Origin of the sequence: Tersicoccus mangrovi, assembly GCF_036881825.1 — a bacterium.
GTDB classification, from domain to species: domain Bacteria; phylum Actinomycetota; class Actinomycetes; order Actinomycetales; family Micrococcaceae; genus Tersicoccus; species Tersicoccus mangrovi.
Window position 1 is genome coordinate 86801 of sequence record NZ_JBAJMW010000007.1, and the last position, 15354, is coordinate 102154.

Sequence of the window (15354 nt, forward strand, 5' to 3'; positions counted from 1 at the left end):
ACTCTCGGCCGTTGCGACGGCCGGCGTGGCGTTCGGGACGCGTCCGCCGGCCCGCATCGAGGGGCCGGCGTCGGCGTCGTCAGACGGTCGTCGCCGCTTCGCGCCGCGCGGTCACGCGCTCCGCCTGGTGGACCAGGTCCGTCTCCCGCGACCGCAGCGCGGCGTACAGCGGCGCGGCGATGAAGAGGGTCGTGAGCGTGCCGAGGATGATGCCGATGAACAGCGAGAGCGAGAGGTCCTTCAGCGTGCCCGCACCCAGCAGGTAGGCCCCGATGAAGAGGATCGCCGCGACCGGCAGGATCGCCACCACCGAGGTGTTGATCGACCGGACGAGCGTCTGGTTGATCGCGAGGTTCACCTCCTCGGCGAAGCTGCGCTGTGTGTTCGTCGCGATGTTCGCGGTGTTCTCGCGGATCTTGTCGAACACCACCACGGTGTCGTAGAGCGAGTAGCTCAGCACCGTGAGGAAGCCGATGATCGCCGACGGGGTCACCTCGAAGCCGCTCAGGGCGTACAGCCCGGCGGTCACGACCATCACGGTCACCAGCCCGCCGAGGGCGCCCACCGACATCTTCCAGGTGCGGAAGTACAGGGCCATGAGCACGGCGGCGATCACGACGAAGATGACGAGCCCCTGGAGGGCCTGCCGGGTGACGTCCGCGCCCCAGGTGGGTCCGACGAAGGTCGACGTCACCTGGCCGGCGGACACGTCGTACGCGCTGCGCAGGGCGTCGCGCACCTGCAGCGTCTGGTCGTCGCTGAGCCGTTCCGTCTGCACCCGCATGGTGCCGGGCGCGATGTTGGTGACGGTCGCGTTCTTGTCGCCGGCGACCGAACTGACCGCCTTCTCGCCGCGATCGATGTCGGTGTGGCTGGTGCCGGAGACGGTGAACTCCGAGCCGCCGCGGAACTCGATGCCGAGGTTGAAGCCGCCGCTGAGGGTCGGCACGAGGATCGAGCCGACGATCGCGATGATCGCGATGAGGAACCAGATCCGTCGCTTGCCGACGAAGTCGAAGGAACGGCGACCGCTGTAGAGGTCGTTGCCGAAGCGGGAGAAACTGATCATCACTCGTCCTCTCCGACAGCGGTGCTGCCGGAACGATCATGGGTGGCACCGACGCGCTGCTCCGCGGCGCGCCGCTCGGCGATCGTCATGCGCCGCTCGGCCTCACGGCTGGCGCCGGCGTTGCGTCCCTTGCGGACGGGCGTGCTGCCCGCCCCGGCGAGCACCGGCTCACGGATGCGCCCGGCGCCGCGGTAGAACGGCACCGCGCCGAGCCGCTCCGGGTCCAGCCCGGACATGCGGTGTCCCCCGCCGAAGAAGCGGGTACGGGCGAGCAACACCATCGTCGGGTGCGTGAACATGAACACGACGATGAGGTCGGCGATCGCGGTCAGGCCGAGGGTGAACGCGAAGCCGCGCACGTTGCCGACCGCGGCGAAGTAGAGCACGACGGCGGCCAGCAGGTTGACCGCCTTCGAGGCGAGCACCGTCCGCTTCGCGCGCTTCCAGCCGTGGTCGACGGCGGAGATGACCGACCGGCCCTCACGCAGCTCGTCGCGGATGCGCTCGAAGTAGACGATGAAGGAGTCGGCCGTCTGCCCGATGGCGACGATCAGGCCGGCGACACCGGCCAGGGACAGGCGGTAGTTGGCGGTCCAGCCGAGGATGGCGATCGCCAGCCAGGTCAGCACGCCCGCGACCACGAGGGACGCGATGGTCACGAAGCCGAGCAGGCGGTACTGGAAGAGCGAGTAGACGCACACGAGGGCGAGGCCGATGAGGCCCGCGATGATGCCCATCAGCAGCTGCTGGCTGCCGAGCGTGGCGGAGATCTGCTGCTCGCTCTGGATCTCGAAGCTGATCGGCAGGGCGCCGTACTTGAGCTGTTCGGACAGGGCCTTGGCCGAGTCCTGGGTGAAGTTGCCGGTGATCTGCGGCTTGCCGTCCGTGATCACGGCCTGCGTCACCGGAGCGGAGAGCACCCGGCCGTCGAGCACGATGGCGAACTGGTTGCGGGGCTGCTGCAGACCGAACAGGCGCTGCGTGACGGCGCGGAACTTGTCGGTGCCAGCGCCGTTGAACTGGATGTTCACGGCCCACTGGCCCGTGTTGGCGCCGTTCGCGCCCGTCGTCTGGCCGAAGCTCGCGGTCTGGATGTCCGCGCCGGGCACCTCGACGGGGCCGAGGATGTACTTGCCGCCCGTGGACGCGTCGCAGGCGATCGCGGGCTTGGCCGGATCGGTCGGCGGCTGCTGCTTGGCAGCGGCGGCGGGCCGGCAGTCCTTCGCCTCGAACGCGCGGTACACCGGCCCGGTGATCCAGTTGGCGTCGCTCGCGTTGGTCGGCTTGGCCTTGGGATTCGGCAGCGCCGAGTCCTTCGCCCGGTTCGCCCCCGTCACCGGGGCGGCGTCACCGACCTGGAGGACGGGACGGAACGTCATGTCCGCCGACGCCTGGATCAGCTCCCGGGTCTGCGCGCTCGGGATGCCCGGCATGCTGACGACGACGTTGCGGCTGGACTGGGTGCTGATCTCCGCCTCGGCGACACCGGAGCCGTCCACACGCTGCCGGATGATCTCCACCGCCTGCGCGAGCTGTTCCTCGTTGATGTCCGCGCCCGACTGAGTGCGCGGCGCGAGGATCATCTCGGTGCCGCCCTCGAGGTCGAGCGCGAGCTTCGGAGCGGCGCTCGCCTGACCGGTCAGGGCGCCGCCGGTCAGCACGGCGCCGAGCGCGATGAAGAGGACGGCCAGCCAGATGATGGTGCGACGGGCACCGGACACCGTCCGGTTCGTACCAGCCCGGTTCTTTGCCATGGGGGGAGGGTCTCCTGCGGACGCGGCGCCCACCCCGCGGGTGAGCCTGGTGTGGTGGGCGCCGGCGTCGGGTCAGCGGTTGTTGTTGTCGTTGTGCTCGTTGAGGCGCCGCATGGTCTCCTCCGGCGTCTCCGCGCGGGTCGCGGTCGCGTCCGAGCCGGCGAAGCCGTCCGTGGCGGGCGCGTCGGTGCGCGGACGATCGGTGCCGACGGGCGTGTCGAGCGGCTCGGCGGCAACGGGGGCACCCGTCGCCGTGGCCCCGGCGTCATCGGCAGCGGGCTCCGCCGGGTCCAGGATCTTGGTCACGGACTGCAGGTGCACGGTGGCGGTGTTGCCGGGCGAGAGCTCGAGGACGACCTTGTTCTCGGCCGCGTCGACGGACAGCACGGTGCCGAACAGCCCGTAGCTGGTCATGACCTCCTGGCCGGGAGCCATCGACGACTTGCGCGCCTGAGCCTCGGCCTGGGCCTTCTTGTTGCGACGGAACATCGTGAAGATCAGGAAGATCAGCACGACGATCATGATGAGGAAAAGGGGATCCACGGTCCTGAGAGTCCATTCGTCGAGTGCAGGATCACGCCGTCCAGCGGCGAGCACTCCTGATGGTGGCACGGCAACCTGATCGGGCGCGCAGAGGCATCACGAGTGTCGGCTCAGTCTAGGCCACCCAGCCGGAGCCCGTGACGACGGCGCGCTGACGTGCGTGCATCGACATGGATCGGTGCACCTGCGACCGCCGGGGCGGGGAACGGATCAGTCGTCGAACTGATCCGCGGCTGATGGATCCACGGCTGATGGATCCACGGCGACCTGGTCCGTCGCCAACTGGTCAGTCGTCGAGCTGGTCCGTCGCGAACAACGGAACGGTTCCGCCGGCGACGGGGCCGTCCTCGTCCAGCCGGGCCGAGAGGGACGCCGCGGCGTAACCGGCGGGCGGTTCGATGCCGAGGTGCTCGTAGGCGGCCGGCATCGCGATGCGTCCGCGCGGCGTGCGGCCGAGAAGGCCCTCCCTCACCAGGTACGGCTCGGCGACGGTCTCGACGGTCTCGGTCTCCTCCCCCACCGCGATGGCGAGGGTGGACAGGCCGACAGGGCCGCCGTGGAACTTGCTGACGAGGGCGTGCAGCACCGCCCGGTCGAGGCGGTCCAGGCCGCGCGCGTCGACCTCGTACATGTCCAGTGCTGCGGAGGCGGATCGGGCGTCGATCTGCTGGACCCCGTGCACGAGCGCCCAGTCCCGGACCCGGCGCAACAGCCGGTTGGCGATGCGCGGCGTGCCCCGGGAGCGCTTGGCGATCTCCGCGAATCCGGCGGAGTTGACGGCGAGGTCCATCAGGCCGGCCGAGCGGCGCAGCACGCGCTCGAGCTCGTCCACGGCGTAGAACTCGAGGTGGCCGGTGAAGCCGAACCGGTCCCGCAGGGGGCCGGGCAGCAGCCCGGCCCGCGTGGTGGCGCCCACCAGGGTGAAGGGCGGCAGGTCGAGCGGGATGGCGGTGGCGCCCGCACCCTTGCCGACGACGATGTCGACGCGGAAGTCCTCCATGGCCATGTAGAGCATCTCCTCGGCGGGCCGGGACATGCGGTGGATCTCGTCGAGGAAGAGCACCTCCCCTTCGCTGAGGGAGGACAGGATCGCAGCGAGGTCACCGGCGTGCTGGATGGCCGGGCCGGACGTGATGCGCAGCGGTGCGTTCATCTCGGCGGCGATGATCATGGCCAGCGTCGTCTTGCCCAGTCCGGGCGGACCCGAGAGCAGGACGTGGTCGGCGCTGCGGCCGCGCAGGCGCGAGGCCTCCAGGACGAGGGAGAGCTGCTCACGCACGCGCTTCTGCCCGACGAAGTCGTCGAGGCTCTTGGGCCGCAGGGCGGCCTCGATCATCCGCTCCTCGGGCTCGCCGTCGGCCGAGACCATGCGGGCGCCGGCGTCCTGGCTCTCAGCCACGGCCGGCCGTCACGGTGTCGTCGTCGGTGGCGGCCGGGGAGAGGGTGGACGTCCGGGCGCGGGTGCCGGCACTGCGCGAGGCGCGTCCGGTGTCCTGGCCGAGCCAGCGCAGCGTGAGGCGGAGGATCTCGGCGACGTTGCCGCGGGCCGCGACGTCGGGCTCGTCCGCCGTGGCCGACTCGAGCGCCGCCGTCGCGTCCTTCTCCGACCAGCCGAGCCCGGTGAGCGCCTGGAGCACCTGCGGCTGCCACACGGGACCGGCCGGCGTCGCAGCCGCCGGGGTCGCGCCCGTGGGCACCAGCTTGTCCGCGAGCTCGAGGACGATGCGCCGCGCACCCTTGGGGCCGATGCCGGGGACCTTGCTGAACGCCTTGTCGTCGCCCGACGCCGCGGCGATCCGCACCGTCTCCGGATCGTGTACGGCGAGGACCGCCAGGGCCAGCCGGGGACCGACGCCGCTGACGCCGAGCAGGGTCTCGAACACCTCGCGGTGCTCGGCGTCGGGGAAGCCGAAGAGGGTCATCGAATCCTCGCGCACGACCATCGACGTCGCGACGGTGGCGCTCTCCCCCGGGCGGAGGGAGGCGAGGGTCTGCGGGGTGGCGTTGACGAGCATGCCGAAACCGTTGACGTCGATCACCGCGGAGGTGAGGCCGACGTGGGTCACGGTGCCGCGAAGCGAGCTGATCACGACGGGTCACTCCTCTCGGGCGGGATCCGGGCGGGGATCGCGGGGTCGAACATATCTACGAACACCCTACGGGAGCGCACCGACAGCACCCGGCATCACCACGCGCGTCGCGGCGAGGCGCCCATCGCCGGAGGGGGCGACGTCGGACGCCGCGGGAAGGTCGACGGTCGAGACCGGGTCCCACGACACGCCGCACGGATCCGGGCTGCGACGCCCGATCCCGATGGACGCCGGCGGGTCCTGGGACCGGGTGAGCGCGGCCCAGCCGGAGCCCGTCGGATCTGTCACCGATCGCGACGATACGAGAGGGTGTGCAGGTCGGGACGTGCAGGTCGGGACGTGCACTGGGTCCCACGACACGCCGCACGCACGGGGGCCGTGACGCCGTATCCCTCAGCGCGTCGGAGTGTCCCGGGACGGGGCGCAGGACGAGCCGGTCGGATCACCCTGTCCCGACGGACGTCGGCGTGTCGTGGGTCCGGGCCACAGGACGACCTGCGCGGGTCGTCCTGTCCCCCGCCGGCTCGACGTGTCCTGGGACGGAGCGACGTGGCTGCGGCAGCAAGGACGAACCGGCTGCCGCTCCTACCGGTGGCGGCGGCCGTGACCGGCCTGGCGGGCGCTGGCCTCGGCCTGCACCCAGAGCTTCTGCGCCGCGGTGAGCGTGCCGCCCGGCGTGCGCTGACCGGCCCGCGCCGCGGCGGCCGCCCGCGAGGTCGACCCGGCGTCGGCCGTCGACGACGCGACGGCGCTCAGCCCCGACCGCCACGCGTGGGTGATGGCCAGGGCGAGGGCGTCGGCGGCGTCCGCGGGTGTCGGTGCCTCAGGAAGGCGGAGGATGCGCACGACCATCCGGGCGACCGAGCCCTTGTCCGCCTGACCGTTGCCGGTGACGGCGGCCTTGACCTCGGTCGGCGTGTGCAGCGCGACCGCGATGCCGCGCCGGGCCGCTGCGGCGATGACGACGCCGGACGCCTGCGCTGTGCCCATCACGGTGGAGACGTTGAGCTGGCTGAACACCCGCTCGACGGCGAGCACGTCCGGGTTGTGGCGATCCAGCCACTGCTCGACGGCGGCGTCGATGGCGAAGAGCCGCGCGTCGAGCGGTGTGCCCGCCGGGGTCCCGACGACGCCGACCTCGACGAGGGTGGCGCGCCGGTCGGCGGTCACGTCGACGACGCCGAGCCCGCAGCGGGTGAGGCCCGGGTCGACCCCGAGCACGCGCAGGCTCACGCCGTCGACCGTCCCGTCAGTCCTCGGTGTCCAGCTCGGCCATGACGGCCTCGCTGATGTCCGCGTTGGAGTAGACGTTCTGCACGTCGTCGAGCTCTTCGAGGGCGTCGACCAGGCGCAGGAACTTGCGGGCGGCGTCGGGGTCGAGGTCCACGTGCATCGACGGGAGGAACTCGGCCTCGTCCGTCTCGTACTCGATGGACGCGTCGGTCAGGGCGGCGCGGATGGCGGGCAGGTCGCTGGCCTCGGAGATCACCTCGAAGTTCTCGCCCTCGTCCTTGACCTCCTCGGCGCCCGCGTCGAGCACGGCCATCAGGACGTCGTCCTCGGACAGGTCGTTCTTCGGCAGCCGGACGACGCCCTTGCGGGTGAAGAGGTAGTTGACCGACCCCTGGTCGGCCACGGTGCCGCCGTTGCGGGTGATCGCCACGCGCACTTCGGAGGCGGCGCGGTTCTTGTTGTCCGTCAGGCACTCGACGAGCAGCGCCGACCCCTGGGGGCCGCGAGCCTCGTAGAAGATCTCCGAGTAGTCGATCGTCTCGCCGGTCAGCCCCGCGCCGCGCTTGACCGCGCGATCGATGTTGTCGTTGGGGACCGAGTTCTTCTTCGCCTTGGAGACCGCGAGCTCGAGGGCCGGGTTACCGGACGTGTCCGGGCCGCCCATGCGCGCCGCGACCTCGATGTTCTTGATGAACTTGGCGAACGCCTTCGCGCGGCGGCCGTCGATGACGGCCTTCTTGTGCTTGGTGGTCGCCCATTTGGAGTGGCCCGACATACCTACGCTTCTCCTCTGATCATCCGGATGAACAGGTCGTGGATCCGCCGCTCGCCGGTGACCTCCGGATGGAAGGACGTGGCGAGGAGCTTCCCCGACCGCACTGCGACGATTCTACCGGCCGTGTCGCGGACCTCCGGGTCAGCATCCCCGTCGGGGTGCTGAGCGGGCGCGTCGGACGGCGTGCGGGCGAGCACCTCGACGCCGTCGCCGACCTGTTCGGCCAGCGGTGCGCGGATGAACACGGCGGGCACGTCGCCGACGTCGGTGAAGTCCAGTGTGACCTCGAAGGACTCCCGCTGCCGGCCGAAGGCGTTCCGTCGCACGGTCATGTCGATGCCGCCGAGGGTGCGCTGCGGGTCACCCTGCCGGTCCAGGGCTGGGTCGGCGACGCGGTCGGCGAGCATGATCATCCCGGCGCACGAACCGTACACGGGCAGGCCGCCGGCGATGGCGTCACGCAACGGCTCGGCGAGGTCGAAGGCCCGGGTCAGTTTGTCCATCGTGGTGGACTCCCCGCCGGGGATCACGAGGCCGTCGAGGCCGTCGATCTCGCCGGGCCGGCGCACGAGGACGACGTCGGCGCCGAACTCGTCGAGGATCGCGGCGTGCTCCCGGACGTCGCCCTGGACGGCCAGCACCCCGAGACGCAGACCGTCCGCGCCGGCGAGCGCGGGCTGCGGGACGGTGTCGAGAACGCGGGGTTCGAGATCACGGGTCAGAGAGGAAGGCACCGGTCCATGATAGGAGCGCCGGACCGGTGATCCGGTCCGGCACTCCTGTGGCGTCGAGTGGCCCGTCAGGCGGAGACGGCCGCCGCACGACGACCGGGCCGAGGCTCCGTCGGAGCCGCCGGCGCGGCCAGCCCGAGCCGGCGACGGTCCCGCTGCTGGTTGACGAACAGGAGGCTGAGGACCCCGCAGACCAGCAGCAGTCCGCCGGCGAGGGCGAAGGACTCCGTGTAGCCGGCAGCCGGTGTCGCAGCACCGCCGATCAGGAACCCGGACACGGCGGGAGCGAAGACGCCGCCCGTGGTGAAGACCGCGTTGGCGATGGACAGATTCGCCCCGCGCTGGGCCACCGAGGTCAGCTCCGCCACGACGAGGTAGCTCAGGGCGAACAGGGCCGGCGCCGTGCCGAAACCGAACACCATCAGGGCGACGGCCAGCACCGGGCTCGGGACGAGGGATGCGGCGAACAATGCGGTGCCACCGAACACGGCGGCGCCGCCGAGCACCCAGGCGCGCGATCGACGGGTGGGGATCCCGCGTCCGTGCAGCCGCTGGGTCAGCGCGCTGAGCCCGACCGTCGCGACGGCACCCCACGCGGCCGGCAGGGCGATCAGGCTGCCGGCCTGCTGGCCCGTCAGGCCGAGCACCGTCTGGAAGTAGGCCGGTCCCCAGGACATGGCGAGGGTGAAGGTCCAGTAGCCGAAGAACGACGTCAGGACGGCGAAGATCCAGCTCGGCGAGAGGATCGTGCGCAGGTAGGGGATCCGCGGCTCGGGCACGTCGAGGCCCGGCTCGGCCCCGTGGGCGGCCAGCTCGGCCTCCCCGACGCCGTCGAGTTCGCGCTCGGCGGCGTGGCTCGTGTACGGACCTTCCTTGCCCACGAACGCCCAGTAGACGGCGAAGAGCAGCCCGACGACGGCGAGGACGGCGAACGCGGCGCGCCATCCGAAGGATCCGATCACCCAGGCGAGCACCGGGGCGAAGGCGACGATGCCGAGCGTCACACCCGAGGACGCGAGCGCCGCCGGGGTGGCGCCCTTCTTCGCGGGGAACCACTTGTAGACGCCGTGCATCATGACAGGAGCGAGCGGTCCCTCACCGGCGCCCAGGAGCAACCGGCTGACCCACAGGGCGGGGAGGGAGACGAAGACCAGGACCGGGGCCTGGGCGATCGACCACAGGATGCAGATGACCAGCAGGATCCACCGGCTCTGCACCTTGTTGGCCAGCGGCGCCGCGACGAGTTGCGCGACGCCGAAGGTGAAGAACATGGCGCTGCTGACCACGCCGAACATCTCCGGGGTGATGTGCAGGTCCTTCATGATCGGCACGGCCGCCAGGCCGAGGACGGCCTTGTCCGCCCAGCTGAGCATCATGAGGAACAGGAGAGAGCCGGTGACGACCCAACCGTAGCGGCGGCGTCGGGCGTAGGACCAGGAGGCGGGGTCCTTAGCGGACTCCCCCGTCCCCCGGTGCGGGGTGGGGTCGGCGATCTGGGTCATGGCTACTCCTTCGTAGCTCCGGTCCGCGCCGCGGCGGAGACCGTCAGGGGGATGGACGAGAAGAAATGCAGGGTGTTGTGGAGCTGCTCGACGGGGTCGCCGTCGAGCTCGAGCGTGGCGGCGCGAGCCACGAGGGCCTTGAGGACCAGCTCGATCTCGAGCCGGGCGATCGGCTGCCCGATGCACTGGTGCAGGCCCATGCCGAAGGCGACGTGCCCCGTGGCGTTCCGCTCCAGGTCGAAGGACTGTGCGGCGTCGCCCCACCGACGCGGGTCCCGGTTGGCGGCGCCGAGGAACAGCAGCAGCTTCGCGTCGGCCGGGATCCGCACGCCTGCCAGTTCCGTGTCCACCGTCGTGGTGCGGTGGAACATCTGGAACGGCGACTCGAGACGGAGCGCCTCGTCGACGGCGAACTTGACCAGGTGGGGATCGCGCCGCAGGCGGCTCCACTGTTCCGGTTCGCGTGCCAGGCACAGGACGGTGTTGCCGATGCCGGCCACGGTGGTGTCGACGCCGGCGGAGAGCAGGGCCCGGACGAGGAACGATGCCTCGCTGTCGGTGATGTTGCCCAGGTCGGCCTGTTCCCAGATCTTCTCGCCGAACCCGCCGGGCAGCAGGCTGCCTCGGGCGCAGGCTTCCTCGACCCACGCCGCCACGGCCTCGCCGCCGACGAAGGCCTGCTCGTAGATCGCGTTGCGCGGGCCGAAGGCGTTGAAGGCCATGCTCCCGTAGGGCAGGAGATTCTCCCGCCCGGTGTCGGGGATGCCGACGGCGTCGGGAAAGACCCGCAGCGGGTACACCTGGGCCAGGTCGGTGGCGGCGTCGAAGGAACCGCGGGCCACCAGCGTCTCGGCGAGGGACTCCGCGGTCGGGGTGAAGCCGGCGGCCAACTCACGCACGGAGCCCGGGTGGATCACCTTGGACAGACCACGGCGCATGGCGGTGTGGGTCGGCGGATCCGACTCGAGGATGCCGGCGGGGCGCCACTCCGATGCGGTGCGGATGTCCGTGGGCCCGACGCCGCCGGAGGAGCAGTAGGTCTCGAAGTCCATGAGCACCTCGTGGACGGCGTCGAAGTGACTGACGGCGTAGACGCCGTACTGCTCCAGGTACACGACGGGACCGGTTTCGCGGAGCGTCTCGTGCAGGGTGTAGCGGCCCACGAGGCTCTCCGGGGAGAACGGGTCGATGTCGAGCACGGGCGCATCGTGACGGGTCATGAGCGACATGGGGTCCTCCCGGAGGTCAGAAGTCGAGTCAGAAGTCGAGTCAGAGGTCGAGGGTGAGCGTGCTGCAGCCGGCAGCGGCACGCGAGACGCAGACCATCATGGAGCCGCTGCGGGCCCGGTCCTCGGCGGTGAGGACGGCGTCCCGGTGGTCGACGTCGCCGGCGAGGACCGGGATCTCGCACGTGCCGCACACCCCGGCCCGGCAGGACGAGAGGACCCGCACCCCGGCGTCCTCGACGGCATCGAGGATTGTGCGGTCCGCGGGGACGTGGACGCGACGTCCCGTCCGGCTCAGCTCGACGTCGAAGGCGCCGGAGGTACCCTGCCCGGGCGCAGCGGCGGCGAAGCGCTCGATGTGCAGCGCACCGGCCGGCCAGCCGAGGCAGTAGTCCTCGACCGCGTCGAGGAGCCGCTGGGGGCCGCACGCATAGACGAGCATGAGCGCCCGCGGGACCCCGAGCAGCGCCTCCAGGTCCAGGCGGCCCGTCTCCTCCGACGGGTAGAGCAGGACGCGGTCGGGGCCGTACGTGTCGAGCAGTTCCTCGGCGAAGGCCATGGTCCGCAGGTTCCGGCCGCCGTAGGCGAGGCGCCATTCCCTGCCCGCCTGCTCGGCCGCCTCGATCATCGCGAGCATCGGCGTGATGCCGATGCCGCCGGCGATGAAGAGGTACTTGCGTGACGGCGCGAGGGCGAAGGTGTTCCGCGGGCCGCCGATGACCACCCGTGTCCCGACGGTCAGCTCGGCATGCACCCAGGCGGATCCGCCACGCGACCCGGGGTCGTGCAGGACGGCGATGTCCAGGCTCGACCGGTCGCTCGGCGAGGAGCAGATGGAGTACTGGCGTGTGTGCCCGGGCACGTGCAGGTCGATGTGGGCGCCCGCCTCCCAGGCCGGGAAGGAGCCTCCGTCGGCGGACTGCAGGGTGAGGTGCGCGACGCCGTCGGCCGCGTGCCGCCGTGCGATCACGATCGCGTCCTGGTCGGCGGACACCGTGAGCGGGGAGTCCGAGACCTCGGCGTGAGCCGTCATCCGCTGTCCTTCCGCTCGAGCCTGTCGGCTGCCTGTCATCACGGGACGACGATAGGACCGCAACGTGCCGGAGATCACGCCCTCTCTCCCACTGGACGGAAAGCACGGTGGGACCCACGCCGACGGGCCCGAACGGTCGGCCCGCGGCCGGTGGTTCCGGCCTGCGCTCAGCCGTTCCGGTCGAGGGCGCGGGCGATCGCGTTGGCCGCCACCTGCAGGGCCGGGATGGTGCGCTGGACCGGTGGCGGCGTCGCGCCGATGCCGACGACGCCGAGAGCGGCGAGCACGCGACCTCCGCTCGCCCGCACGGGAACCGCGAGACCGGAGGTGCCGAGCGCGTGCTCCTCGACGGTCGTCGCGTAGCCCCGTTCGTGCACACGTGCGATGTCGCGCCGGAGCCTGGCGGGGTCGGTGATGCTGTGCCGCGTCTCCCGGGTCAGCTCGGCGACGACCTGGTTCACGACGGCTGCCGGCGCGTAGGCGAGCAGCACCTTGCCGGCGGCACTGGTGTGCAGGGCCAGGCGCTCCCCCACGCGCGCCACCGGTTGGCCGACGGCGGTCCCGGCGATCCGCTCGAGCAGCAGGGCGCGTCCGCCGTCGAGGACGAACAGGTTGACGACGTGCCGGGTGGCGAAGAGAACGTCGTGCATGTAGGGAGCGGCGACCTCCCGCAGCCCCTTCTGCACGGGAGCGAGCATTCCCAGCGACCACAGGCGGTGGCCGATCTGATAGCGGCCGTCCGCGGTGCGGGCCAGCGCGCCCCAGTCCGCGAGCTCGCCGATCAACCGGTGACAGGTGGCCACGGGCGTTCCCGACCGCCGGGCGATCTCCGACATCGTGAGGACCGGATGCTCCTGGTCGAACGCCGCGAGCACGTTGAGCGCCCGGGAGGTCACCGACCTCCCGGCGTCCCTCGCGTGTCCTGCCACCGTGTCACCTCACCGACCCCGCGCCCGGCCCGACGCCCGGTGCTCGTCCACGGTAGCGCCGCAGAGCGCTGCCCGTACCCGGGCGGGTCAGCTACTCGCCGCCACCCGCCCGGGAACGAAGCGCTGCCCCGGCTGGGCCACGGTCACCGGACCGGCGAACTCGGCGGCCACCCCGGCGGCCCACTGGGCATCCGTGGCCACCCCGGCCAGGTGGGACAGGACGACGTGCCCCACACCGGCCGCAGTCGCGACGCGGCCCACGCCCGCCGGCGTCGTGTGGGAGATCTGCTGGTGATTGAGGAACTCGGCGGAGAAGTCCCCCGACGCGAAATAGGCGAGATCGACCGCCTCGTGCACGAGCAGGTCCGCGCCGGCCGCCAGCGTCGCCACGTTCGCGCACTCGGTCGTGTCCCCCGAGATCACGACCGAGCCGTACCGGGTGTCGAAGCGGAAGGCGAAGGACGGGAACACCGGCGGGTGCTGCACGAGGATCGCCGTGACCGTCACGCGCTCGTCCCGGTGGATCTCGAACGGTCGCATCGCCGGGGTGGCCTCCGGGCCGGCCCCGGCGGCGTCCGCCGGCAGCACGATGTCCACGGGCCGGACGATGCGCCGCAGGTCCGGGCGTCCCTCGTCGACGATGCGGATGCTGATGTCCTCGTCGAAAGCGGCGAGGACATGCTCGATCATGGCACCGGTCCGCGGTCCCGGCCCGTGGATCGGCACGTCGTCGGTGAATCCGTCCACCGGTGCTCCCCAGTTCCACAGCAGGTAGGCCGGCAGCTCGCCGACGTGGTCCGAGTGCAGGTGCGTGATGAACGCGGCGCGCAGGTCCCGGCCGCGCAGACCCGCGTCGTGCGCCTGCCGGGTGCAGCCGAGACCGAAGTCGACGAGGTAGTGCAGGCCGTCGATGACGATCGCCGTGGCGATGCCGGGTGCGCCGCTGCGGATGGCGGGACCGGCCGCCGTGCCGAGGGTGATCACGTCCAGGCCCGCGGTCACGTTCGAGGCGTCGGCGGCAGCCCCGGACGACGCCGTCATCGGGCCACGCTCGCGGCGCCGGTCGCGGTGACGGCGGTCGCGTGGGCGCGGGAGTTGACCGTGCGGTACTCCAGGTACGGCTCGAGACCGACGAGGCCGCGTTCACGCCCCACACCGGAGGCCTTCCAGCCGCCGAACGGCGCATCGAGCTCCACCTGCGTGTGCTGGTTGATCCACACCGTGCCCGCCTCGATGCCGCACGCCAGGTCGTGGGCCCGGTCCAGATCCGGGCTCCAGACGGAGGCACCCAGACCGAACTCCTGCGCGTTGAGCCGGTCCACGAGGTCGTCGACGTCCGTGTACCCGACGACGGGCAGGGCTGCACCGAACTGCTCGGTGGACACGAGCGGGCTGTCGAACGAAGCACCGGCGACGACCGTCGGCTCGAGGAAGTAGCCGGGCAGCGCGGTACCCCGCCCCCCGCCCGCGGCCAGCCGACCGCCGTCGTCGAGCGCCTGCCGCACGAGACCCTCCACCAGGTCCAGCTGCGATCGGTTGTGCATCGGACCCATCGTGGTGCCCTCGGCGACGCCGTGCCCGAGGACCGCCGTCGCGGCCTCCGCGGCGATGGCCTCGACGAACTCGGCTTCGCGGTCCGCCGGCACGAACACGCGCTTGACGGCCATGCACACCTGGCCCGCGTTGCGGAATGCGGAGCCGACGACGCCGGCGGCCGTGAACGCGGCGTCGGCATCGGGCAGCACGATCGCGGGATCGTTGCCGCCGAGTTCGAGGGTGACCCGTTTGACCGTCGGCGCCGCCTGCGCGGCGATCGCCGCGCCCACCTCGGTTGATCCGGTGAAGGAGATCTTGCGGACGCGGGGGTGCTCGCTCAGGGCCCGGTTGACCTCACGCCGGCCGGTGAGCCACTGGACCACGCCGGCCGGGACGTATCCGGCGACGGTGTCGATCAGGGCGATCGTCGACAGCGGCGTGGTCGGCGACGGCTTGGCGATGACGGTGCAGCCGGCCGCGAGGGCGGGCGCGAGCTTGACGCTCAGCAGCGAGATCGGGAAGTTCCAGGGGGTGATGGCCGCCACCACGCCGACCGGGCGGCGCTGCACCAGCAACGAGCGGCCCTGTCGCTCCGGCAGGCCTTCCTGCTCGTCCCAGGCCAGATCGGCGTAGTAGTCGAACACGTCGGCCGCGACGAGCACCTCACCGACGGCCTCACGGAGCACCTTGCCCTGCTCGAGCGAGAGCTGGCGGCCGATGCCGGGGGCCGCGGTCCGCAGCGCGGCGGCCGCGGCGCGCAGGGCTGCTCGTCGTCCTTCGCGATCCCTCGCCCACGCACGCCCGCCGGCGACGGCGCGGGAGACCGCGGCGTCCACGTCCTCCGCCCCGTGCAGGGGCGCGCGGCCCACCAGTTCCAGCGTGGCCGGGTCGAACACGTCATAGGTCGTCATGGCAGTCCCTCCTCGACGGACG

14 protein-coding genes are annotated in these 15354 nt (G+C 71.7%); all 14 read right to left on the minus strand.

Annotation, left to right across the window (positions count from 1 at the left end):
• Positions 1–79 precede the first annotated feature (79 nt).
• The 14 genes from secF to V6N00_RS14385 all read right to left on the minus strand — a co-directional run bounded on the left by secF (position 80) and on the right by V6N00_RS14385 (position 15332).
• Positions 80–1069, minus strand: a complete 990-nt coding sequence (secF, locus tag V6N00_RS14320) for a protein translocase subunit SecF (RefSeq protein ID WP_334233285.1) — start codon at positions 1067–1069, stop codon at positions 80–82.
• Positions 1069–2823: a protein translocase subunit SecD gene (gene secD, locus V6N00_RS14325; protein WP_334233287.1), complete on the minus strand. Its 1755-nt coding sequence runs from the start codon at positions 2821–2823 to the stop codon at positions 1069–1071. Before secD ends, secF begins: the two co-directional genes overlap by 1 nt.
• 72 nt (positions 2824–2895) lie before the next feature.
• Positions 2896–3366 (minus strand): preprotein translocase subunit YajC, encoded by a 471-nt coding sequence (gene yajC, locus V6N00_RS14330; protein ID WP_334233289.1) that lies wholly within the window; start codon positions 3364–3366, stop codon positions 2896–2898.
• Between the two features lie 286 nt (positions 3367–3652).
• On the minus strand, positions 3653–4735 hold the full coding sequence (gene ruvB / locus V6N00_RS14335; protein ID WP_334233423.1) for a Holliday junction branch migration DNA helicase RuvB: 1083 nt from the start codon (positions 4733–4735) through the stop codon (positions 3653–3655).
• A gap of 22 nt (positions 4736–4757) precedes the next feature.
• Positions 4758–5456: a Holliday junction branch migration protein RuvA gene (ruvA, locus tag V6N00_RS14340; RefSeq protein WP_334233291.1), complete on the minus strand. Its 699-nt coding sequence runs from the start codon at positions 5454–5456 to the stop codon at positions 4758–4760.
• 585 nt (positions 5457–6041) lie between these two features.
• The gene (gene ruvC, locus V6N00_RS14345) at positions 6042–6689 is read right to left on the minus strand and encodes a crossover junction endodeoxyribonuclease RuvC (RefSeq protein ID WP_334233293.1); all 648 of its coding nucleotides are present in this window, start codon (positions 6687–6689) and stop codon (positions 6042–6044) included.
• A 16-nt stretch (positions 6690–6705) separates the two neighbouring features.
• The gene (locus tag V6N00_RS14350) at positions 6706–7464 is read right to left on the minus strand and encodes a YebC/PmpR family DNA-binding transcriptional regulator (RefSeq protein ID WP_334233295.1); all 759 of its coding nucleotides are present in this window, start codon (positions 7462–7464) and stop codon (positions 6706–6708) included.
• 2 nt (positions 7465–7466) lie between these two features.
• A complete protein-coding gene (gene pdxT / locus V6N00_RS14355; RefSeq protein WP_334233424.1) occupies positions 7467–8117 on the minus strand; it encodes a pyridoxal 5'-phosphate synthase glutaminase subunit PdxT in 651 nt (216 codons plus the stop codon).
• 146 nt (positions 8118–8263) lie between these two features.
• Positions 8264–9697 carry an MFS transporter gene (locus V6N00_RS14360; RefSeq protein WP_334233297.1) on the minus strand — a complete coding sequence of 478 codons (1434 nt, stop codon included), beginning with the start codon at positions 9695–9697 and terminating at the stop codon, positions 8264–8266.
• A 2-nt stretch (positions 9698–9699) separates the two neighbouring features.
• A complete protein-coding gene (locus tag V6N00_RS14365) occupies positions 9700–10926 on the minus strand; it encodes a cytochrome P450 (protein WP_334233300.1) in 1227 nt (408 codons plus the stop codon).
• Between the two features lie 40 nt (positions 10927–10966).
• Complete coding sequence (locus V6N00_RS14370; protein ID WP_334233302.1) at positions 10967–11956, minus strand: PDR/VanB family oxidoreductase; 990 nt, start codon at positions 11954–11956, stop codon at positions 10967–10969.
• Positions 11957–12123: 167 nt separating this feature from the next.
• Entirely contained in the window at positions 12124–12852 is a 729-nt protein-coding gene (locus tag V6N00_RS14375) for an IclR family transcriptional regulator (RefSeq protein ID WP_334233304.1), read from the minus strand.
• Between the two features lie 120 nt (positions 12853–12972).
• Positions 12973–13926: an MBL fold metallo-hydrolase gene (locus tag V6N00_RS14380; protein WP_334233306.1), complete on the minus strand. Its 954-nt coding sequence runs from the start codon at positions 13924–13926 to the stop codon at positions 12973–12975.
• The gene (locus V6N00_RS14385) at positions 13923–15332 is read right to left on the minus strand and encodes an aldehyde dehydrogenase family protein (RefSeq protein WP_334233307.1); all 1410 of its coding nucleotides are present in this window, start codon (positions 15330–15332) and stop codon (positions 13923–13925) included. Before V6N00_RS14385 ends, V6N00_RS14380 begins: the two co-directional genes overlap by 4 nt.
• Between the last annotated feature and the right edge of the window lie 22 nt (positions 15333–15354).